The sequence below is a fragment of the Pseudooceanicola sp. NS-SX9 genome (assembly GCF_057380705.1).
Genome location: NZ_JBXXRN010000007.1, coordinates 185,324 through 206,943, shown reverse-complemented (window position 1 = coordinate 206,943; position 21,620 = coordinate 185,324). Strand labels below are relative to the sequence as shown.

General features: G+C 66.2%; 17 protein-coding genes. 9 read left to right on the top strand and 8 right to left on the bottom strand.

Annotated features, from left to right (window positions below; all coding sequences use genetic code 11):
- Positions 1-2 precede the first annotated feature (2 nt).
- The gene (locus tag AC2ITM_RS24090; RefSeq protein ID WP_486470727.1) at positions 3-1,208 is read right to left on the bottom strand and encodes a CaiB/BaiF CoA transferase family protein; all 1,206 of its coding nucleotides are present in this window, start codon (positions 1,206-1,208) and stop codon (positions 3-5) included.
- Positions 1,209-1,213: 5 nt separating this feature from the next.
- Positions 1,214-2,455 carry an FAS1-like dehydratase domain-containing protein gene (locus tag AC2ITM_RS24085; RefSeq protein ID WP_486470726.1) on the bottom strand — a complete coding sequence of 414 codons (1,242 nt, stop codon included), beginning with the start codon at positions 2,453-2,455 and terminating at the stop codon, positions 1,214-1,216.
- A 185-nt stretch (positions 2,456-2,640) separates the two neighbouring features.
- Between AC2ITM_RS24085 and AC2ITM_RS24080 the strand changes: the two genes are divergently transcribed.
- Positions 2,641-3,336, top strand: coding sequence for a GntR family transcriptional regulator (locus AC2ITM_RS24080; RefSeq protein WP_486470725.1), 696 nt, complete (start codon positions 2,641-2,643; stop codon positions 3,334-3,336).
- Positions 3,337-3,474: 138 nt separating this feature from the next.
- Complete coding sequence (locus AC2ITM_RS24075) at positions 3,475-4,086, top strand: GntR family transcriptional regulator (RefSeq protein WP_486470724.1); 612 nt, start codon at positions 3,475-3,477, stop codon at positions 4,084-4,086.
- 69 nt (positions 4,087-4,155) lie between these two features.
- On the opposite strand, the gene AC2ITM_RS24070 is transcribed toward AC2ITM_RS24075, so the two are convergent.
- The 4 genes from AC2ITM_RS24070 to selD form a co-directional block, all read right to left on the bottom strand.
- A complete protein-coding gene (locus tag AC2ITM_RS24070; protein WP_486470723.1) occupies positions 4,156-5,895 on the bottom strand; it encodes an ABC transporter permease in 1,740 nt (579 codons plus the stop codon).
- Positions 5,896-5,916: 21 nt separating this feature from the next.
- Positions 5,917-6,960: an ABC transporter substrate-binding protein gene (locus AC2ITM_RS24065; RefSeq protein ID WP_486470722.1), complete on the bottom strand. Its 1,044-nt coding sequence runs from the start codon at positions 6,958-6,960 to the stop codon at positions 5,917-5,919.
- A gap of 133 nt (positions 6,961-7,093) precedes the next feature.
- Positions 7,094-8,794, bottom strand: a complete 1,701-nt coding sequence (locus AC2ITM_RS24060) for a UGSC family (seleno)protein (protein WP_486470721.1) — start codon at positions 8,792-8,794, stop codon at positions 7,094-7,096.
- A 56-nt stretch (positions 8,795-8,850) separates the two neighbouring features.
- Positions 8,851-9,939: a selenide, water dikinase SelD gene (gene selD / locus AC2ITM_RS24055; protein ID WP_486470720.1), complete on the bottom strand. Its 1,089-nt coding sequence runs from the start codon at positions 9,937-9,939 to the stop codon at positions 8,851-8,853.
- 220 nt (positions 9,940-10,159) lie between these two features.
- Between selD and selB the strand changes: the two genes are divergently transcribed.
- Positions 10,160-12,136 carry a selenocysteine-specific translation elongation factor gene (gene selB, locus AC2ITM_RS24050; protein WP_486470719.1) on the top strand — a complete coding sequence of 659 codons (1,977 nt, stop codon included), beginning with the start codon at positions 10,160-10,162 and terminating at the stop codon, positions 12,134-12,136.
- 7 nt (positions 12,137-12,143) lie between these two features.
- Here the strand turns inward: selB and AC2ITM_RS24045 are convergent, their stop codons facing one another.
- Complete coding sequence (locus tag AC2ITM_RS24045) at positions 12,144-13,400, bottom strand: LysR family transcriptional regulator (RefSeq protein WP_486470718.1); 1,257 nt, start codon at positions 13,398-13,400, stop codon at positions 12,144-12,146.
- A 269-nt stretch (positions 13,401-13,669) separates the two neighbouring features.
- On the opposite strand from AC2ITM_RS24045, the gene AC2ITM_RS24040 reads away from it, so the two are divergent.
- From AC2ITM_RS24040 to trxB, 6 genes are all read left to right on the top strand, one after another.
- A complete protein-coding gene (locus tag AC2ITM_RS24040; protein WP_486470717.1) occupies positions 13,670-14,434 on the top strand; it encodes an enoyl-CoA hydratase/isomerase family protein in 765 nt (254 codons plus the stop codon).
- 62 nt (positions 14,435-14,496) lie between these two features.
- Positions 14,497-16,596, top strand: coding sequence for an FAD-dependent oxidoreductase (locus AC2ITM_RS24035; protein ID WP_486470716.1), 2,100 nt, complete (start codon positions 14,497-14,499; stop codon positions 16,594-16,596).
- A 9-nt stretch (positions 16,597-16,605) separates the two neighbouring features.
- Entirely contained in the window at positions 16,606-17,772 is a 1,167-nt protein-coding gene (locus AC2ITM_RS24030) for a lactonase family protein (protein ID WP_486470715.1), read from the top strand.
- Positions 17,773-17,910: 138 nt separating this feature from the next.
- Positions 17,911-18,084: a hypothetical protein gene (locus tag AC2ITM_RS24025; protein ID WP_486470714.1), complete on the top strand. Its 174-nt coding sequence runs from the start codon at positions 17,911-17,913 to the stop codon at positions 18,082-18,084.
- A gap of 343 nt (positions 18,085-18,427) precedes the next feature.
- Positions 18,428-19,855 carry an L-seryl-tRNA(Sec) selenium transferase gene (gene selA, locus AC2ITM_RS24020; protein ID WP_486470713.1) on the top strand — a complete coding sequence of 476 codons (1,428 nt, stop codon included), beginning with the start codon at positions 18,428-18,430 and terminating at the stop codon, positions 19,853-19,855.
- A gap of 195 nt (positions 19,856-20,050) precedes the next feature.
- On the top strand, positions 20,051-21,040 hold the full coding sequence (gene trxB, locus AC2ITM_RS24015) for a thioredoxin-disulfide reductase (RefSeq protein WP_486470712.1): 990 nt from the start codon (positions 20,051-20,053) through the stop codon (positions 21,038-21,040).
- Positions 21,041-21,119: 79 nt separating this feature from the next.
- Here the strand turns inward: trxB and AC2ITM_RS24010 are convergent, their stop codons facing one another.
- The gene (locus AC2ITM_RS24010; protein ID WP_486470711.1) at positions 21,120-21,497 is read right to left on the bottom strand and encodes a hypothetical protein; all 378 of its coding nucleotides are present in this window, start codon (positions 21,495-21,497) and stop codon (positions 21,120-21,122) included.
- Between the last annotated feature and the right edge of the window lie 123 nt (positions 21,498-21,620).

The window sequence follows — 21,620 nt, the reverse complement described above, 5'->3', positions numbered from 1 at the left end:
TCTCAGATCACGCCGGCCTGGGCCAGCCGGACAAGCGCCTCGTGCCCGAGGCCCAGCTTGTCGCAGAAGACCTCGGCATTGTGCTGCCCCAGCAGCGGGGCCGGACTCTTGGCCGGCAGGTCGAAATCGGTGAGCTTCACCGGCTGATCGACATATTCGAGCCGCCCGGCGACCGGGTGGTCGATTTCGATGAAATGGTCGCGTGAGCGGAACTGTTCGGAGTTGAAGACACCCTCGGCGTCGAGGATCGGTGCCGCGGCCGAGCCTTCGCGCTGGATCGAGTGGAACAGCTCGTCCTGGGTCACGGTCAGCGCCCAGTCGTTCAGGCGCTTGCGCAGCTCGGCATAATTGTCCGAACGGCCCTTCTGGGTGTCGAAAGGCGGCTGCATGCCCCATTCCGGCTTGCCCATCGCGCGCCACAGCCCTTCCCACTGCTGCTGCGACGACAGGATCACCACCGCAAACTTGCCATCGCCGCACTCGACGAGGCTTTCCAGCAGGCGCCCCTTGCCTGTGCGGTTCGGGCTTACCCCATCATCGACAAAGCGGCGCAGCTGCGAACGTTCGAGATGCATCATCGCATGCTGGGTCGAGACGTCGACATGCTGCCCCGTCCCCCCGGCATCGCGCCAGAGCAGCGCAGCCAGCGTCGCCGTCGCCCCGGCCATCCCGCCATCGTAAAGGCCAAGGAAACCGGGCCCCTTGCAGGGCGGCACGTCAAGGTTGATCGCCCACATCGGCAGCAGATAGCCTTGCCCGCTCGCATGGTAGAGGTTCAGGTGATAGGCTTGGTAGTCGCTGTAGGGGCCGGTCTGGCCGAAGGGCGTGATCGAGGTCATCACCAGCCGTGGGTTGATCGCCCTGAGATCGTCCCACCCCAACCCGAGGCGCGCCATCTCGCCCGGCATCCGATCCTCGATCAGCACGTCGGCATCGGCGATCAGCTCGCGAAAGAGGCGCCGCCCCTCCGCAGTCTCGATGTCGAGCGTGATCCCCCTCTTGCCGGTGTTGAGATAGAGGAACGTCCCCGAGGCCTCGGCATCGGGAATGTCGTTTCGGAAGGGGCCCTGGTGACGGGCGCTGTCGCCCCGTCCCGGAGGCTCGATCTTGATCACCTCTGCCCCGAAATCCGACAGGAGTTTGCCGCAATAGGGTCCGGCCACGAAATCGCACAGCTCGACGACCTTCAGGTTCAGTGCCTGCACCATGCCGCTCACTCCGCCCGGGAGACGAGCTTGACCAGAACGGTCGATTGCGTGTGCGTGTCGCCATCCTGATTCTCGGCCCAGACGAACAGTTCGACAAGCCGCTGCCCCTGTTCGTCGATGAACTTGCGCTGGACGCGTCCCTTCACCCAGGTGGCATCGCCGAAGAAGTTGAAGCGGCGGTCCTGGCTGTCCATCGACACGACGAAACCGTCGTCGCCCATCCAGTCGGTGACGATATGGACCAGCATCATCTCGTTGTGGATGCCGCCCGCGTTGGCCAGCGGCGAGCCGAACATCTGCGCGGCGCGGTCCGAGTAATGCCAGTCGCGGCGGAAGCGGTGCTCACCGGTCTCGGGGTCGACCGGGTGGGTCTGCAGGTGGTTGCGCATCGCCGCCCACTTGATGGCGAAGGCATAGACGTAGCAGCTGACGACCGTGCGGGCCGAGCTGTCGCAGACGTCGTAGATGCCCTTTGCCAGCGGCGGCAGTTCCTCGCCCTCGACCACGTCTTCCCAATAGAGCGTCCTGCCCCCGCGACGTTTCGCCCCCGCAAGCTGCGCATCGAAGTCATCGTGGATCTCCTTCAGCTCGGCCTCGGAATACTTCTGATAGGTCTTGCCGGCATATTTCGCGCCGACCTTGGATTCCTTGCCGCCTTCCTTGGCCTTGCGCTTGGATGGCGGGGTGGCGAGGTAGATGTTGCGACCGGTCGCCACGGCGATCGTCTCGTCGCGCTGGTTCACGAAATACCGCGGCACGCTTTCGATGAACATCCGGTAGGGCTTGCCTTCGACCTTCTTCTCCTCGAACCCCATGTACTTGTCGTAGCAGTGGAATTCGTCGCCCGGACGGAACGGTGCGAAATACTCGTGCTTGTTCCCCGCGGCCAGCCGGCCGACGCCCGGCACCCTGAGCCGCCCGCCAAAGGACGACCCGAACGCGATGCAGGATTCGTAGAGCGGCGGCGCGACGATACCGCCCCAGCGCGTCGATTGGGCGTAGGTCCGGTTGCGCCAGATCGGGTTGGGATCGCCGATCGCATCGGCGAAATGGCGGATCAGGTCCTCTGTCACCAGCGCGTTCAGGATGCCACGCTCATATTCATTGTCCATGATGTCATGGACCGGAACGGGCAACTTCACCTCGCCGCGCCCCTCGTTGAACGAGGCGATCTTGCGATCGAGATGCTCGTTCCATTCCTGATCCGAAAGATGATCCCAGTCGCGATCCACCAGATCTTCGGGCATGACTCTTCTCCTCCTACAGACCGCCATTGCTGCGCCGCATGTTAACGCCACAGAAGCCTGTCGTTCAATATTGTAGGACAATTTTAGAGGGCAGTATCAGTTTCCGTGTGGGTCTCTGTTTGCTAAGATCAAACGATGATAGCCATTGGCAGGATGCGCACCGTCGCGCGGGAGCCCGCCATATCATGACGAAGGAGACGAAACTGACCGCAGCCCTGCACAAAGGAAGCCACGACACTGTTGTTGGCGCGATTCGACAGGCAATCCTGTCGAACGAACTCGCCCCCGGTCAGCGCCTGGTCGAGGCAGACCTGTGCGAGATGCTGAACACCAGCCGCGGCACGGTCCGCGCCGCCCTCATGGCGCTGGTCAGCGAGGGGCTGGTGGAGCATGTCGCGAACCGCGGCGCGCGGGTCAGGGTGATCGGCCTCGAAGAGGCGCTCAAGGTCGTGGATGTCCGGCTTGCGGTTGAATTGCTCTGCGTCGAGCGGGCAGCGGAGCGGATCACCGACGAGGACGCGGCCCAGCTTCGGGAAATGGCAGCGCGGCTGCAGAGCCTTGCCGAGGACGGGAATGTCACGGGCTATGCCGCGCAGACCCATGCCATCCGCGAGGCCTATGTGCGGATCGCCGACCAAGAGATCGCGGGAGAGATGCTCAACCGGCTGCGCGACCGCCTCTCGCGGCACCGGCTGCGGCTGACCTACCGCCCCGGGCGGCCGCGCGAGAGTTTCCCCTACTGGCAGGAAATCGTCGAGGCGATCTGCCTGCGCGATGGCAAGGCTGCCTGCGATGCGCTGCGCCGCCATGTCGCGAACGTGAAGGACACGATGCGGATGATCGCGTCGGAGGAAAGCGCCGCCCTACCGCCACGGATTTGAGCATTCCGCCGGTACCCGGTCTGGTCTAACATGACCGCAGGTTCTAGCTTTGGTTATCCCTTTAAGCAGCTCTTGATTGGTACGTTGGAGTCGATGGCGCCCTTGCTCCCCTCACCCCCCAAGGAAACCGGATCTGTCGTGAGCGCGATCCGGCAGCGAATCCTCGACAACGAATTTGCGCCAGGCCAGCGGCTCATCGAGGTGGATCTTTGCGAGTTGCTCTCGGCGAGCCGCCGTGAAGTGCGCGAGGCATTGGCCGAGCTCTCCCATGCCGGCTTGGTCGAGCTTGTCGCGAACCGCGGGGCGCGGGTGCGGACCGTCGCCCCGGACGAGGCGCTGCACCTTGCCGAGGCGCGTCACGCGCTGGAGACGCTGTGCGTCCGACGGGCCGCCGCGCACGTCACCGAGGCAGACCAGGCGGAACTGGCCGCACTTGAGAAACAGTTTCAGGAAGCAGCGTCCGAAAAGGATTCCGTTGCCTACGGCAAAGCAACCCGTGCCTTGACGGACCTCTGCCTGAGGCTTGCCGATCAAGCCGTCGTTCATGATCTGCTCGACCGCTTGCGGGACCGTAACGTCCGTTTCCACCATCGGATCACCAGCCGGCCCGGGTGGCCTCAGCGCTCGCTCCCACACCGTCTTGCGCTTATCCGCGCGATCTCGGCCGGGGACACCGAGGCGGCCGCCAAGGCTCTCGCATCCCATTTCGAGTGCTGGACCGAGGAATTCAGTCGGCTTTTGGACCGCTAGCTCCTGAAATACTGGAGGCCGCCCTGCACGGAATGGCGGGCGGCCTCCTCGCGATGGAACGCGCTCGTCCTATCGCATGCGGCGCGCGTTTCGGCTGTTGAGCCACAGCACCAGCGTCATCAGGCAGGTCGCGATGAACCAGATGACCAGCGCGAAGGCCGTCATCAGCGGAAAGCTTCCGTTCTGCCAGAGGTCGAGCAGAACCGCCCCGACGACGCTGTTCGATGTGCCCGACAGGATCGCCGAGGCCGTCACCTCGCCCAGCATGTGGATGAAGACCAGTACCCAGCCAGCCGCAAGGCCGTTGATCGACAGCGGCAGCAGCACTTTCCGCATCGTGCGGAATTCCGACGCCCTGAACACCCGCGAGCTTTCGGACAGTTCGCGCCCGATCATCGTCGCGGCGGAGCGGGCGGCCGTCGATGCATAGGGGATCTCCATCAGCAGATACGCGAAAAGCAGGATCCAGATCGTGCCATAGATGTCGAACGGCCAGCGTGCGAAGGCCAGGATGAAGGCCACGCCAACAAGGGTGTGGGGGAAGGTTGCCGGCAGAGTCGTCACGATGTCGATGATCCGGCGGAACCCGACGCGGCGCACACGGCCCCCCGCCGCAGCACCATCCGCGAAGTGGTTGGCATAGAGCATCAGGAAGCCTGCGACCGCCATGATCACCGTGGCCCCCGACACCGCAAGGACCAGCGAATTCACCAGCGCCTGCACCGTGGCCGGGTTTACCGTCAGCACGGTGATGTAGTTGCGGAAGGTCAGAAACGCCGGGTTCACGTTGAGCGACCAGAACGGTTCAAGCGAAACCACCATCAATGCCAGCAGCGGCAGCACGAGGGCGATCAGCACATAGATCACGTAGATCGACTTGGTCACCCAGCGAAGGCGCCCGAGCTGGGTGGGAGAGTGTCGCGCCCCCTTGCCCCCGATCGTCGCCTGACGCCCATGGGGCAGGATCCGCCACTGCAGCAGGCGCAGCAGCATCACGATGCACAGCATCCCGAACGCAAGGATCAGGGCGCCCTTCTCGTTGGCAGGATAATCGGTGAAATAGCGATAGATCCGTACCGAGACCACCTCGATATGGCCTGCCGTGCCCAGGATGACCGGAACGGCGAACATCGCGATCCCGTTGATGATGCTGAGGATCCACGCCTCGAAGATCGACGGGCGTATCGCCGGAAGCGTCACGGTCAGCCATGTCCGCACCGGCCCCGCACCCGAGATCCGCGCAGCCTCCTCGATCGACGGATCAAGGCTGCGCAGCGCGGCCGAGGTGATCAGGTAGATCGCCGGCACGAGGTGGACGGTCAGCGCGAAGATCAGCCCGCCCATCGAATAGATGTTGATCGGGCCCTGGCTTCCCATCTGCGGCTCGTGGAGAAGCCAGCGCAGCCCCACGTTGACGAAGCCGATCCGCGGATCGAACAGCACCACCCAGCCCAGAACCCCTGTCACCGACGGCAGCATGAGCGGGGCGACGGGCATGAAATTCCCGACCCCTTTCAGGCCGCCATCGGTGCGTTCCGCAATGACCGCAAGAAAGGTTGCGAAGATCAGTGCGATGATACTCGAGACCGAGACCATGACAAAGGTGTTCCACAAAACCCCGCCGATCCCCGGGCCGAGACCTGCACCAGCAAGCCCCTGTTTGTCCGCCAGCACGATCTCGAGCAGGCGGAACACCGGATAGATCATCAGGAACAGGATCCCGACCACGAAGAGATTGGCGACCGACGTGATCGGTCGCCACCGGAGCCGCCCGGAGGAGCCTCCGATATCTGTCGTCTGAAGTGTCATCTGACTGCCCCCCGCTCTCGATCAGGCGATACCGAGAAGTTTGATGATCTTCTCACGGTTTGCCGCTGCCGACCTCATGTCGGGATCCTGAAAACTCTTGGGCAGCGCCACCGTGCCTGGCGTGCTGTTCGGAGAAACCGTATGCTTGTTCAGGATCTTCTGTCCCTCAGGCGACAGCATGTATGAGACGAACAGCCGGGCCGCATTCGGGTGCGGCGCGTGGGCCGAAACCACGGCCGGGGACATCACGCCGGTGCAGGGCTCGTCGTCCGGCAGAAGCGCCTTCAGCGGGGCACCCTGGCTGATTATCGTATAGGCTTCGCTGACCGAGCACGGGAAGAAGATCCCCGCCGCGCCTGCCGCAACCTGCTGCACCGCGGCAGGTCCGCTCGAGCCCAGCTGCAGTTTCTGCTTTCCCAGTGCCGTGAGATAGTCATCCCCATAGACGCGCAGCAGCATGTCGAAGGCCCCGAAGGCCACAAGGCCGACGCTGCGCAGATCGACGGTGATGAGCTTGCCCTTCAGCTCGGGCTTGAGCAGATCCTGCCAGGTTTTCGGCTCGTCCTGGATCGTCATGGTGTTCGTCCCCATCGTCTGGGGATTGATGGAGATGATCGCCGAGTAGTCATTGCGGAAATGCGACGGCCAGGCGTCCAGCCCCTCGACCTGCGCGGGATCCAGATCGACAAGCCAGTCCTTCTTGCGGAAGGCCTCGAAAAGGATCGGGTCGCCGGCAACCAGCACGTCGGCCACGGTCTTGCCCGCCTCGGCCTCGGCGCTGTAGCGGGAGGCGATGGCAGACGAATTCAGCCGCTGGTAGGTGAGCTCGATACCGTACTTCTTGCGAAACCCCTTGCCGAGCGCAATGAGGAGCGGCTCGGCCGAACCCGAGTAAAGCGTTATCTGGCCCTCTTTCTTTGCCGCCGCGACCACATCGTCGCTGGTCGCGGCCCAGGCGGCCGAGCGTAACGACACCCCGCCGGCCAGCAAGGTGGCCGTCGCGGCCGCCGTCCCGGTCAGGAAACGCCGCCTGCCGTTCGACGGAAATTCGGATCTGTTGGTCATGGTATCCTCCCATATTAATCGCACGGATCATCCCGAGGGCCGCGCGGGTCCTCCGGGGGGCCGATTGCCCGCCGGACAGATGGTGCCTCCGGCCTCCTCCAAGTCCGGGGGCACCTTCGCATGCAGCCGCAGGTCAGGTCTTCTTGCGAAGCCCCGCCAGCCGATCGGTCCAGCCTTCCGGCAGGTCGATCTTTTTCGACACCGGGAAACCGATGTAGCCATTGCCCGACCCGATCATGGTGTGATCCCGATCTGGATCGCCCGCCACCACGATCAGGAAGTCCTCGGGCTTCGACACCATCTGGATATCCCGCTCCGTGTCCATCGACGACCCGAGCTGTTCTGGCCAGCACTTCTCGTTGATGCCGCGATAGAAGCGGTTGAGGATCATACCCGACAGGCGCGAGACACGCAGTTTGGCGTTCTCGTAGAAATGCCTGCGAACTTTCTCCTTGGTCCAGCCCTGATCGGTCAGCACACGCAGAATTGCCGGCGTGATCACGACAAGAGGCCTTGTCACCATGCCGCGGAAGAAGAACTGAATGAACATGTTGTTGTCCGCCATGCGGGCCTCGATGTTCTTCAGGATCTGTTCCGCGACCGGATCGCCCACCTCGATGGCCTGGGTCATCTCGGTGCAGGCGGTGATCGTCACCACGTTCTCGCCAAAGGCAAAGCCCTCGTCCTCGCCATGCGTCGGCCACCCCATCTCGTGGGTGAGGTCCTCGCTCTCGGCCAGCACGATCCGGAAGTTGCCGCCGAAACAGCCCTTGTCCGTCTGGTGCGGGATGAAACCGCAGACATTGCGCATGTACATCCGCCAGAAACGACCGACCGAGGTGTTCGCCTGGAAGCCGGGCCGGAGCGCCGCCTGTCCGAAGTTGAACTGCAGGTCCTTCAGGATCTGGCCGTTGACGATGATCTGCGTCTCCGTCGCCGGGGTATGGCCAAGGTGTTCATGCCCGAACTGCGGATCCATCATCGCCTCGGTGATCGCCACCAGCACCGGCATGTATTCGGGACGACACCCGGACATCACGCCGTTGACGGCAACACTCCACACCGTGGCCTCGCGGTTCGCAGGCAGGGCCTTGCCAAGGATCTCGTTGCGATCCCGTGGCGTGAACGACAGGAATTCCTCCACTTTCTCGAGCGTCGGGGGCACGACAGGCAAGCCCTCGCTCCACTCGTTTTCCAGGAAATAGGCATTCACCTCGTCGAAGTCGCCCTCGAAGACGATATCGGTCTTGTCCGGTTCCTTGCTGTATCCGGCTTCCTCGGGCTGAACCGTCAGACCCTGGATGACCTGTTGCAGCATCGGTCCGGCGACCGTCTTCTCAAGCTGTTCATCGGTCACGAAATTGACGTGTCCGGGATGAATCGTATGGGGCATGTTCGGCAGTCCGAGGCCCTTGGCCGTCATCTTGCCCTGGTTCACGAAACCGGAACACAGCATGGTCACGGTCGGATAGCCAAGTTGCTCCACCAAAGCGCTGGCACGCGTCACGGCGGCCGTACAGGAGCCTCAGCAGCCGACGCCGCAGATCACGGCGTCGACGTTGTATTCCTTGAGCTTGGCAGGAAGCTCCTCGAGAACGGCGTGTTCGTTCGCACCGTGGATCTCGCCGAACTCACGCCAGCTGACGAACTTGATCGTGGGATAGAGACGCGCAAGCTCGCGCTCCCAGATCTCGAACATCTTGTCGCCCTTGAACACCCAGTCCCAGAGCTGGGCGACAACCTTGCCCTCCAGACTCTCAAGCCGGGTGGCCAGCTTGTGGCCCTTGTGGGTCTGGCGTGCACTTGGCCAGACCACCTTGTAGCTCTCATTCATCGAAAGCCTCCTTTCGCATCCTCCACCACGGGTCGGCGACCCGCGGCCCGTTCCCGTCATTCCATCCGCAGCGTCAGTCGGGGGGATGGCGCGGCGGCCACCCGTCCGATCACTGCGGCATGAGCGAACCCATGTTCGTGAAAAATCTCCAGAACCCTGTCCGCCGCATCGGCGGTGCAGGACACCAGAAGCCCGCCACTGGTCTGCGGGTCGGTCAGCAGCGTGCGCACCGCTTCGGGCAGGTCGGCAGGCAGTGCCACCTCTGCCGCGCAGGCCCTCCAGTTCCGCCCCGAGGCGCCGGTCCGCAGCCCGGCCGCGGCCATCCCGGCGACGCCGGGCAAAAGCGGAACGGCGGGCCAGTCGATCTCGGCCGCGCAGCCCGCGGCCCGCATCATCTCCAGCGTATGCCCGGCCAGCCCGAAGCCGGTCACGTCGGTCATGGCATGGACACCCTCGATCCGGGCAAGTTCGGGCCCGGGCGTGTTGAGCCGCGTCGTCGTGTCGATCATCGCGGCATAGCCGTCCGCATCGAGGCGGCCCTGCTTGAGCGCAGCCGACTGGATGCCGACGCCCAGCGGCTTGCCCAAGACCAGCACATCACCTGAACGCGCAGCGGCATTCACGGCGACATGATCTGGATGGACCGTGCCGATGACGACAAGACCATAGATCGGCTCGACCGAGTCGATCGTATGCCCGCCCGCCACGGGGATGCCCGCGGCAAGACAGACCGACTTGCCGCCGTCGAGCACCGCAGAGATCGTGGCCGGGCTCAACCGGTCGACCGGCATCCCGACGATGGCCAGCGCCATGATCGGCGTGCCCCCCATCGCATAGATGTCGCTGATCGCATTGGTTGCCGCGATACGGCCGAAATCGGTCGGATCGTCCACGACAGGCATGAAGAAATCTGTCGTCGCGACAATGGCCTGGGTGTCGTTCAGCTTCCAGACGGCGGCATCGTCGCTGCGATCGTTCCCAACCAGAAGCTCGGGCGGACACAGCGCGTCCACGCCGCTGCCAGCCAGCAGCCCGGACAGGACATCGGGCGCGATCTTGCAGCCGCAACCACCACCATGCGCCAACGAGGTCAGGCGCGGCTCCGCGTCTGACGGCCCGTGGTCCAAGGCCTGCACTCCTGTCATCGCCGGGTCTCCTCTCTTCCATCCCGCAGGCGGGACCGACCTCCGCCGTCTTCGGGACCATAGCGCTGTTCCGGCCCGGCACTAAGCAGGCATCACGAAACGAGATGCGGTTATGAGCCCCCGCTCGCCCGGAGAGTCTTGGGCATGCCCCCACGCATTGCTTACAAGACCCTATGACGAAGCCGTGCGCCGTGCGCGCACCTCATGAGACTGGGAAGCCATGTTCCTCATCGCGACGGCCGGCCATATTGATCATGGCAAGACAAGCCTCGTCGGCGCCCTGACCGGCGTCGATACCGACAAGCTTCCCGCGGAAAAGCAGCGCGGCATCTCGATCGACCTCGGGTTTGCCTACTGGCCGCAGTCCGACATCGACACCATCGGCTTTGTCGATGTTCCCGGACACGAAAGATTCGTGCGCAACATGCTGGCCGGCGTCGGGTCCGTCGCTTTCGCCCTTCTCACGGTGGCCGCGGATGACGGGGTGATGCCCCAGACCATCGAACACGTGCAGATCCTCGACATGCTCGGTCTCTCGGCCGGTCTCGTGGCCATCACCAAATCGGATCTCGTCCCGCCCGCGCGGGTCAGGGATGTGATGGCCGAGATCGCGGCGCTTCTGGCGCCGACCGCGCTTTGCGGTTCCCCGATGCTTGCCGTGAGCAGCCGTAGCCGCGCGGGCGTGCCGGAGCTGGCGGAAAGGCTGCGCGCGGCGGCGCGGCAGCACGTGGCCCCCGCCATCGCCGAACGCGGATTCCGCCTTGCCGTCGACCGCGCCTTTACCGTTCCGGGAACAGGCACCGTTGTCTCCGGTGCGGTGCGCGCGGGGGCCGTGGCACAGGAGGACCGCCTCATCCTTTCGCCCGAAGGGCACGAGGTGCGGGTCCGGGGCCTGCAATCGGCCGGGGCCAAGGTGGCGCGGGCCGTCGCGGGCGACCGCTGCGCGCTCAGTCTCGGGGGAATCGCCCTCGACGAGGTCGGGCGCGGCGACTGGCTGATATCGGCCGACGCACATGCGCCAACTTCCCGGCTGGCGGTTCGGCTGCGCGCCCTGGCGGGCGAGAAGGGGCTTGAGCACAACAGCACACTGCGCCTTCACCACGGCACGGCCGACCAGCCCTGCCGCGTTCTTTTGGACGAGGGGCAAGAGCTCGAGCCGGGGAAAAACGCCATCGGATACCTGATCCCGGCCCGGCCCGTCGCGGCGATCATCGGGGACAGGTTCGTGCTGCGCGACGCCTCGGGGCGGCGCACGGTCGGGGGCGGCACGGTGATCGAACCGCACGCCCCCCGGCGGCGGCGCAAGGACGCACGCAGCGCCCCGATCTGGGCCGCGCTGGAACAGGGCGACCCACGTCAGATCGTGCAGGCCCTGCTGGACATTCCGGGCCACGAGATCGACATCCCGAGGCTTGTCCAGGATCTGGGTGTCCTCGAGGCGCCCCTGCGGGAATGGATTGCCGAAACCGGCGCCGTGACCTTCGGGCGCAACGAGGGCAAGGCAATCTCGGAACCGACCGCCGCGGCGATCGGGACCGAGATCCTCGCCGCGGTCGCGGAGTTTCACGCGGAGCACCCGGCCCTCGCGGGGCCCTCGTCGGCGGCCTGTATCGCCCGGCTGCCCCGCGACACCTCTCGCGAGGCCGGGCGCGTCGTGCTCAGGCGCATGATGGAGAGCGGGAAGCTGATTGCGCGTGGCACCTTCGTCCAGCATCCCGATCACACCCCGCCGCCCCAGGACAGCGGCCGCGCCTGGCAGGCCCTGCAGGAGGCCGCGGCGATCCTGGGGCCTGGATCCTTTTCCCTGCGGGATCTGTCGGATGCGATGGGGCTTGCCCCGGGCGAGGTCGCCCGCCTGCTTCATGCGCACCGGGGCGACGGGACGATCTGGCGCATCTCGCGCACCCGGTTCATGCTGAACGCACCGCTTGAACGGATCGCGCGACTGGCAGCGGAGCTGTCGGAACAGCAGGAAGCGGGCTTTTCGGTCACGGATCTGCGCGCCGCCTCGGGGACCGGCCGCAACCTGCTGATCGAAGTGCTGGAATGTTTCGACCGGGCCGGCGTCACGCGGCGGGCGGGCGACCTTCGCCGCATCCCCGGCGACATTGATGCGGCCCTTGCCGAAACCGCGCGGCGCGAGGCCTCTCTGCCGCTCGGCGATTACCAGCATCCGCCCCGCGGGCGCAGGCGCTGATCGCCGCTCAACCCTGCGTCCGCATCACCGTGGCCCGGCGGCGCAATGCCTCGATCAGCACCTCTGCGACGGTCGAAAGCATCGCGCCTTCGCGCAGGATCAGGCCGACCTCGCGATCCATCCCCTCCAGCCCGATCTCGACCTCTGCCAGAAGGCCCGACCGGATCTCGAACAGGATCTGCCGCCGCGACACCAGCGACAGCGCATCGCTCGCGGCCAGCAACTGACGCATCACCGCCAGATCGGCCGATTCCACGTTCGGCACTGGCGGCACGAGGCCGGCCTCGCGGTAGCGGTCTTCGAAAAGCCTGCGACTGGGCGAGCTTTTCCACGGCAGGATCCAGCGCGCGCCCTGCACATCCGCCAGCCCCAGATCGCGCCGCCCGACCAGAGGGTGATCGCGCCGCGCGGCCACGATCAAGCGATCGGAAAAAAGCGGCTCGACCGCGAGGCCAGTCAGGTCGACCTCTCTCCGCGGCACGCCGGCCACCACGTCGATCTCACCCGACCTCAGGCCCGCGATCAGCTGCTCGAACGGGCTGTCGATGGTCGTCACCCGGATGCCCGCGTGCTGAGAAATCGCATCCGCGATCGCCATCGGAAAGATCTCGGTCCGCCCGAGCGGCAGCGTACCCACCACGATGGTGCCGCTGAACGAACCGGACGCCGCGGAGACATCGAGCAGCATGTGCCGAAGCTCGGCAAAGACCCTGCGCGCCCGCAGCGCCACGCGCCCCGCCAGTTCCGAGGGTATGACGCCCTGCAGCCCGCGATGAAAAAGCCGCACCCCAAGCGCCTCTTCCATCCGGCCCAGCGACATGCTGGCACCCGACTGGGTGATTCCAAGCAGCTCGGCCGCGCTGGAGATCTTGCGGGTCTCGACCACGCCGATCAGCAGCGAAAGCTTGCGGTTGTTGAACAGAAGGTGGCTGACCGCAGCCAGCGAGGGCGCCGCGGTGCGTGTCTTCGCCCGTGTCAGATCTGTCGCGGCCTCGCCCAGCTCGACCTCGATCCGCCGGGCCCGCTCCAGCACGATGGCGCCGTATTCGTTGAGAATGATTCCCCGCGCGCTCCGCTCGAACAACTGAAAGCCGATCGAGCGCTCCAGCTCGACGATGGCGCGCGAAACGGCCGAGGGCGCGCGGAACAGGACTTTCGAGGCCTGCGCAATGCTTTCGACCTCTGCCACGCACAGGAAGACCTTGATGTTCTGAAGCTGCGGCTCGTCCTGGCCGTCCTGCATCATGTCGTCGAGATGCCGCATCCGGCGTGTCCTCCGTCTTGCAGCCCAATCCCGGCCTTCACACCCCTCAGCGTGATGGCCCAAAGCTGCCCCCGCCGTATCACAACGTCGAAGTGCATCGCTTGCAAGCGCGATTTCACTTTAAAATCCGTGGCCTGCCTGTGCGATAACAGATCGTGACTGCATCATCACGTTATTCAGTGCATGTGATGCCCGTCGTCACGCTAACTCTCCCCGGCAGGAACACGAACCATGAGGGAGGGGATCTGATGCAGTCCACGGATGCGGTCATGTGGTCGCTGGAAGGGGATGTGGCGCTGGTGACGCTCAACCGGCCCGACACCCGCAACGCCATCAACGACGAATTGCGCGAGGCGCTGATCGCGGTGATGAACCAGCTCGAACAGGATCCCGCGGTGCGCGCGGTCGTCATCACCGGTGCCGGCAAATGCTTTTGCGCCGGCGGCGACATCGCGGCGATGCGGGCCCGGCTCGAGGCGCCACCCGGAGAGGTCGCCTTCAACGGCTGGCGGCGGCAGATCCGCACGCATGAAGCGATTTCGCGCATTCATGCCTTTCCCAAGCCGGTGATCGCCGCTGTCAACGGCCCCGCCGTGGGTCTGGGGGCCGATCTGGCCCTGGCCTGCGACTTCGTGCTGACGGCGGACAGCGCGTTCTTCGCGATCAGCTATCTGCAGCGCGGCCTGATCCCCGATGGCGGCAGTCTCTATCTGCTGCCGCGCCGTGTCGGCCTCGCGCGAGCCAAGGATCTGATCTATTCCGGCCGGCGGGTCGGGGCCGAGGAAGCCTTGAAAATCGGGTTGAGCGACCGCACTGCCGCCCCAGACCTTGCCGTCACCGAAGCGCTGGCCTGGGCGGTCGAACTCAGCCGCGGATCGCAGACCGCGCTGGCCCTCGGCAAGACCATCCTCAACGAAAGCTTCGAGACCGGGCTGGAAGAGATCTTCAACCTCGGCGGGCGCAGCCAGGCGATCTGCTATACCTCAGCCGAGCATCGGACCGCGATCGAGGCCTTTCTCGCGAAGTCGCGCTAAGGGCGATCCCGCGCCCAGCACATCCGCGCCCAGCCAAAACGCCAACCGGGAGGAGCCCAGTCATGGCCAAGACCCTTACCCGCACCGACGGGCCCGTCCGCCGCGAACTGCGCGGCGGCGCCCTTGTCGTGACCCTCGACAACCCGCCGGTAAATGTCATCGGCCAGGCCGTCCGGGCGGGCCTGCTCGAGGCCTGCACACAGGCCCGGGAGGCCCTCGCCGCCGGACGGATCGACCGGGTGATCCTGACGGGCGCGGGGCACAGCTTCATCGCCGGGGCCGATGCGAAGGAATTTGACGGCCCCGCGCTAGGCCCGCATCTGCCCGAGGTGGTCGCGGCCCTGATGCAGCTGCCCGCCATCGCCGCAATCAACGGCGCGGCGCTTGGCGGCGGGTACGAGATCGCGCTGGCCTGCCGCTATCGTATTGCCACGCCGACCGCGGTGGTCGGTCTGCCGGAGGTGACGCTTGGGGTGGTGCCGGGCTCCGGCGGCACGCAGCGCCTGCCACGGCTGATCGGGCTAGAGGCGGCGCTGCCGTTGATCAGCACCGGACGCACGGTGAAGGGAAGCGAGGCGCTGCGCCTCGGGCTGGTCGACACGCTCTCCGATGCGCCCCTTGCCGCGGCCCTCGGGCTGCCTGCGGAAACGTTCTCTGCCCGGGATCCAATCGATGACCTGCCGCCGCCCAAGGCCGCGCCCGAGGCGGTCGCCGCCGCCCGCAGCACCGCGCAGAAACGGCTGCGGGGCCAGATCGCGCCACAACAGGCGATCGCCTTGATGGAGGCCGCTGCAACGGTTCCGCTGCAGGACGGACTTGCCGCCGAACGCGCAGCCTTTCTGGAGCTTCGGGGCGGCCCACAGGCCCGCGCCCTGCGCCATGTCTTCTTTGCCGAACGCAGCACAGGCGCATCGGGCGCGATCAAGGCGCTGACGCCCGCAGCGATCACGACCGCCCTCGTGGTCGGCGGCGGAACCATGGGCGCCGCCATCGCCTACGCGCTGGCAGGCGCGGGGATCCACATCACCCTGCTCGAGCACGACGCCGCCGCAAGCGACCGGGCGCAGGCCAATCTCCGCACGCTCTTCGACGAGGCCCTTCGCCGCGGGAAGCTGGACCCGGCCGAGGCCGAGCGGCGCCTTTCCGAGGGCTTCGCCTTTCTTCATGGCAGCGACGCCCCCCTGCCCCCGGTCGACCTTGCGATCGAGGCGGTGTTCGAGGATCTGGAGGTCAAGCGCGCCCTCTTTTCCCGGCTGGATGCCGCGCTGCCTGCGACCACGCTTCTGGCGACCAACACCTCTTATCTGGACGTGAATGCCATCGCCGAGGGGCTTGCCCATCCCGAGCGTTTCCTCGGGCTGCATTTCTTTGCCCCGGCCCATGTGATGAAGCTGCTCGAGGTCATCCGCGCCAGACCCACTTCGGAACAAACCCTTGCCACGGCCTTCGCGCTTGGCCGGCGGCTGGGCAAGATCGCCGTCGAGGCAGGTGTCTGCGACGGCTTCATCGGCAACCGGATCCTCACCCGCTATCGTGCGGCGGCGGATCAGCTGCTGCTGGAAGGGGCGCTTCCCGACCAGATCGACTCGGCGATGGTGGCGTTCGGCATGGCGATGGGCCCCTATGTCGCGCAGGATCTCTCGGGGCTCGACATCGCCCATGCCAATCGCCGGCGCAAGCGGCGGGCCGCCGGCCTGCCCGAGACAGGCGAGACGGTTCCCGACCTCATGGTCGAGCAGCTCGGCCGGCTTGGGCGCAAGACGGGGGCTGGCTGGTATGATTACGACGAGGGCGCCGCACAGCCTTCAACCGCCGTGACCGCGCTCATCGAGGCCGCCTCGCGCAGGCAGGGGATCACCCGCCGGACGTTCCGGCAAGACGAGATTTCGCGCCGCCTCACCCTGACCATGATCGCCGAGGCGCTCAGCATCGTCGACGAGGGGATCGCCCGGCGTCCGGCGGATGTGGACCTTGTGCTCGTGCATGGCTTTGGCTTTCCCCGCTGGCGGGGCGGTCCGATGCGGCAGGCCGATGAGTGGGGCCTCGATCAGGTGAAGGCCGACATCGCGGCGCTTGCCGCGCAGGATCCCGCGGGCTGGGCGGTGCCAGACCTCCTGGACCGGATGGCAAACCGGCGCGCCCCCCTCGCCTCGCTCGATTAGGAAGCAGCAATGACACCGTGCCTCTATGTCGGAAACCGCCGCAAGGGTCCGTCTTCGTGGGAAAAGGCGCCCCCGAGCAGTCATGGCATCGCCATTCATGACATCGACCCGACCAGCGGCAACCCCGTGTTCCGCGAAACCGTCGTACCGGATCTCAGCGTCGGCGCGATGTATCATGACCGCAGGCGCGGGGTGATCTATGCGCTGCACGAGGCCCTCACCCTGCCGGGCTGCCATCTGGGCGGCGGTGGTCAGATCGTCGCGCTGCGCATCGACCCCGAGACCGGCGGCCTGAGCGAAATCGGTCGCAGCCCGAGCTTTGGAACCCTGCCCAGCTATGCCGCACAGGACATGTCCGGCGATTTCCTCATCGTGGTGCATCACACCGGCCATACGCCGGTGACCCGGACGGTGCGCGACCCAGACGGCAGCTTGCGCATCGTCCTCGACCATGACGAGGCGGGCACGGTCCTGTTCCCGCTCGACGCCGAGGGTCGGATCGGGCCGCCCTGCGATATTCACCGCCACCACGCCAGCGGCACTCTTCCCGCGCAGAGCCATTCCCAGCTGCATTGCGTCGCGCGCGCCCCCGACCGGGATCTCTTTGTCGTGTGCGACAAGGGTGGCGACCGGGTGGAACTGTTCACACTCGACCATGCCGCGCGGCGGCTGATCCACCAGGGCGGCGTTGACGCGCCTCCCGGCAGCTCACCGCGCTATTCGATGTTCCATCCCGACCTTCCGGTCTTCTACGTCAACCACGAGACCAAGCCTCTGCTGCGCGCCTTCCGCCTCGACCCCGGCAGCACCAGCCCCGACCTCCTGTGGGAAGGCAGCCTCCTGCCGCAGGGGATTGCCCCCTCGCGCGAGATGATGCCCTCCGACATGGCCCTCGATGCCCGGCGGGGGCAGCTTTATGCGCTGCTGCGGGGGATGGAGGCTGTCACCCGGTTCGGCCTCGATGCAGAAGGGATCCCCAGCCCGATCGAGACGGTGCGGCTGGGCATGCAGAATGTGCGGGGGTGCCTGCTCTCACCCGATGGACGTCAGTTCCTCGTCGCGGGCATGGTCAGCCGCGATGTCCAGATCTGGCGTGTGGCTGAGGACGGCGGGCTGACCGGACCCGAGCTGTCCTGCCCGCAATCGGACCCCGGCTGCCTGCTGCAGGTCGGTTGACCACCTATATTGTAGGGCGATCCTGCCCTTCCATATGTGCATGACGGCATTGCCGCGTTGGCGGTAGTCGTCGCACGCTGCATCCCTTAGACCCTACCCAAGCGAACGTGAACCGTTTGGGATTTAAAGGATCTTATCATGCAGATGGTGCAACTTGGCCGGCAGGCCTTGCGGGAAAACCGCCTCGGGACTTTCATCCAGCGTCAGCTCCGGCGTCTTGTCGCCCGCCTTTCGTTGCTGCCCCGGACGCCCGAAACCGACCCGCTGTTCCGCGACATCGCGACCCAGATGGCCCGCCTCGGCCAATACTGACGAGATCAGCCGCCGGCAGGCGCATGTTGCGCCTCGGCGAAACGGTCGCCCCCCCGCAGACCGTGCTTCGGATCCCGGATCCTTGCCCGGCTGTGCCCCCACCCGGCGCGGCCATGGACGGCCGGGCCCGGCAATGGCCCGAACGGACGCCCCCCCGCCAGACATCGGCACAAGCGCCTACCTGACCTGATGATCTGCCGCGCCGATCCCGGCGTGCCGTTGACCATCCGGCAGGTATCACAGAAGCCGAGGCTTGGTAACAGCAATAGAGCAGCGCCAGGACGCCGCCCAGTCTATGCTTTGTCCACCATAGCACGGACAGAAGGGGAGAGATGTCCGCACCATGCAATCACGCTTCTCGATCCTACCGTCGGTGCACGAAGTACTGGAAACCCCTTCCGGGCAGGCCTGCGTGGCCGCGCATGGGCACGACCGCAGCCTGCAACAGATCCGGGCGGGCCTAGATCTGTTGCGCCGGGCCTTGATTGCGGGCGCGCCGCCCCCCTCGTCGCGCAGTGATGCCTCGGACGCCATCGCCAGCGAAGCGCGCCAGTCGCTCGACCGCGAAAGCGCGCCGGCGATGAAGCCCGTCTTCAACATGACCGGTACGGTTCTGCACACCAATCTCGGGCGCGCGGTCTATGCCGGGGCGGCCGTCGAGGCCGCGCACCGCGCGATGACGGCCCCCCTCGCGCTGGAATTCGATCTCGAGACCGGCCGGCGCGGTCACCGCGATGACGCCGTTCAGGATCTGCTGTGCGAGATCACCGGGGCCGAGGCCGCCTGCCTTGTCAACAACAACGCCTCGGCGCTTCTCCTGGTGCTGGCGACCCTTGCCCACGGGCGCGAGACGGTGGTGTCGCGCGGCGAGCTGATCGAGATCGGCGGGTCGTTCCGGCTGCCGCAGGTGATGGAAAGCGCCGGAACCGTCCTGCACGAGGTCGGCACGACCAACCGCACCCATATGCGCGATTATGCCGATGCCATCGGGCCGAACACCGGCCTGCTGATGAAGGTCCACACCTCCAACTTCAGTGTGCTCGGGTTCACCAAGGAGGCGACGATCCCCGAGATCGCGCCGGTCGCCCGGGCCGCGGGGCTGCCGCTGGTGGATGACCTCGGCTCGGGGGTGCTGGTCGATCTGTCCCGCTGGGGGCTGCCGCGCGAACGGACCGTGCAGGATGCGCTTTCCGAGGGCGCTGATCTTGTGACGTTTTCCGGGGACAAGCTGCTTGGCGGGCCGCAGGCCGGGTTCATCGCCGGGCGGCGCGACCTTGTCGAGGCTTGTTCTCGCCATCCGTTGAAACGCGCACTGCGCCTCGACAAGGTGCGGCTGGCCGCATTGGAGGCGACGCTTGCGCTCTATCGGCGCCCCGAGGAGCTTCAGCACAAGCTGCCCACGCTACGCCACTTCGCGCGCCCGACGGCAGAGATGGAAAGCCTCGGCCAGAAGATCCTGCCCGTGCTGGCAGCCGCCCTGCCCCCGCGCCATGCCCCCGATCTTGCGATCACCGAGGCGCAGATCGGATCCGGCGCACTGCCCCTGGAAACGCTGCCGAGTCTCGCCCTGCGCATTCCCGCCCCGGGCCGGACCGCCGAAGTGATCGCGCGGGCGCTGCGCAGCCTGCCCGTGCCGGTCATCGGGCGGATCGCCAAGGATGCCGTCTGGCTCGACCTGCGCTGCCTCGAGAATGCCGAGGGGCTGATGCGCCAGCTCGGGGACCTTGCCGCCGCGCTCGCAAACCAGCCGGAATTCCCAGCCCATGACTGACGTCTTCATCCGCAATGACGGTGGGACCGCGCTTAGTCAGCCCCTTGGCATATCCAGAGCGCAAACCACCGGAGTGGCCGCATTTCAACTGAAACTGACAGGCGGAAGGCGCGCGCTGGCCGCGATGCGCATCGGGGCGGGGCAAGGCATTGCCCTCGCGCCCGGAGCCGTCTGACCCAAGGAAAGGTGACACAGATGACCACGCAACACTGCAAACTTATCATCCTCGGATCGGGCCCGGCCGGGAATACCGCCGCAATTTATGCCGCCCGGGCCAACCTGAAGCCCACGCTCATCACCGGAATCGCCCACGGCGGCCAGCTGATGTCGACCACCGATGTCGACAACTGGCCCGCGGATGCCGAGGGCGTTCAGGGCCCCGACCTGATGGCCCGTTTTCAACGTCACGCCGAACGCTTCGACACCGCCTTCATCTACGACCACATCAACGAGGCGCATCTGAAGGAGCGCCCGATCCGCCTGGTCGGAGACAACGCCACCTACACCTGCGATGCGCTGATCATCGCGACGGGCGCCTCTGCCAAATACCTTGGCCTCGCGTCGGAACAGGCGATGATGGGGCGCGGCGTCTCGGCCTGCGCGACCTGCGATGGCTTCTTCTACAAGGGCAAGGATGTCGCGGTCGTGGGTGGCGGCAACACCGCCGTCGAGGAAGCGCTCTATCTCGCCAACATTGCCAGTCACGTGACCCTCGTGCACCGCCGCGACAGCCTGCGCTGTGAAAAGATCATGCAGGACAAGCTGTTCGAGAAGGCCGCGGCGGGCAAGATCACCTTGCGCTGGAACAGTGCGGTGGACGAGGTGCTGGGCGATGCGATGGGCGTGACCCATGTCCGCCTGCGCAGCACGACCGACGGCACCACCGACGATCTGCCGGTGGCCGGGCTGTTCGTCGCGATCGGGCATCATCCCAATACCGATCTTTTCACCGGACAGCTCGAGATGGACGGGGGCTACATCGTCACCCGCGGCGGGCGGCACGGCATGTCGACGGAGACGAGCATCCCCGGCGTCTTCGCTGCTGGAGACGTGCAGGACCAGATCTATCGCCAGGCCATCACCAGCGCCGCGACCGGCTGTCAGGCCGCGCTCGATGCCGAAAGGTATCTCGACGGGCTGGGCGGCGAAGATTCGGCGGCCGAGCTTGAGACGATGACGGGCTGAGAACCGTCCAGCTACAAACGGGGGCCGGGCATCCCGCCCGGCCCCCGTCATATTCCATTCGGAACCGGTGCCGCCGCGGTCAGCCGGCCGCCAGTGCCCGAAGATCCGCTTCCGCCGCCTCGAGGCGACTGCTGCGGGCGGTGCGCGCTTCGGCCAGGGCCGCCTCAGTCGCCGCCTCCAGCAGCGCCGGCCCCGCCAGCGCCTCATCGAGGTGCCAGATCAGCACCGGCCCGCGGTCGATCCGGGCCGAGACCTCGCCCGCCCCCGCACCGTAATCCGTCCAGACCTGAAACGGAATCGCGCCGACCCAGCCCGAGACGGACCCGGCGGGCTTGCCCACATGCACCAGTTCGCCGTCGCGCTGCAGATCCGCCACGAGACCCTTCGCCGCTCCGAGCCTCTGCTCGAAACGCTCTTCCGCCTTGAGGCGACTGATCGTTGCCGTCTCCATGCTCATCCTTCTCTCCCATCTTGCCGAGCGGCGGGCCGATCCGCGACCTCCTGCCCGCCGGGGTCCACACCGAGAGGTATTGTCCCGCTGCACGCGCCGTCCGGCCAGCCCTCATCACAAGTGCAGCGC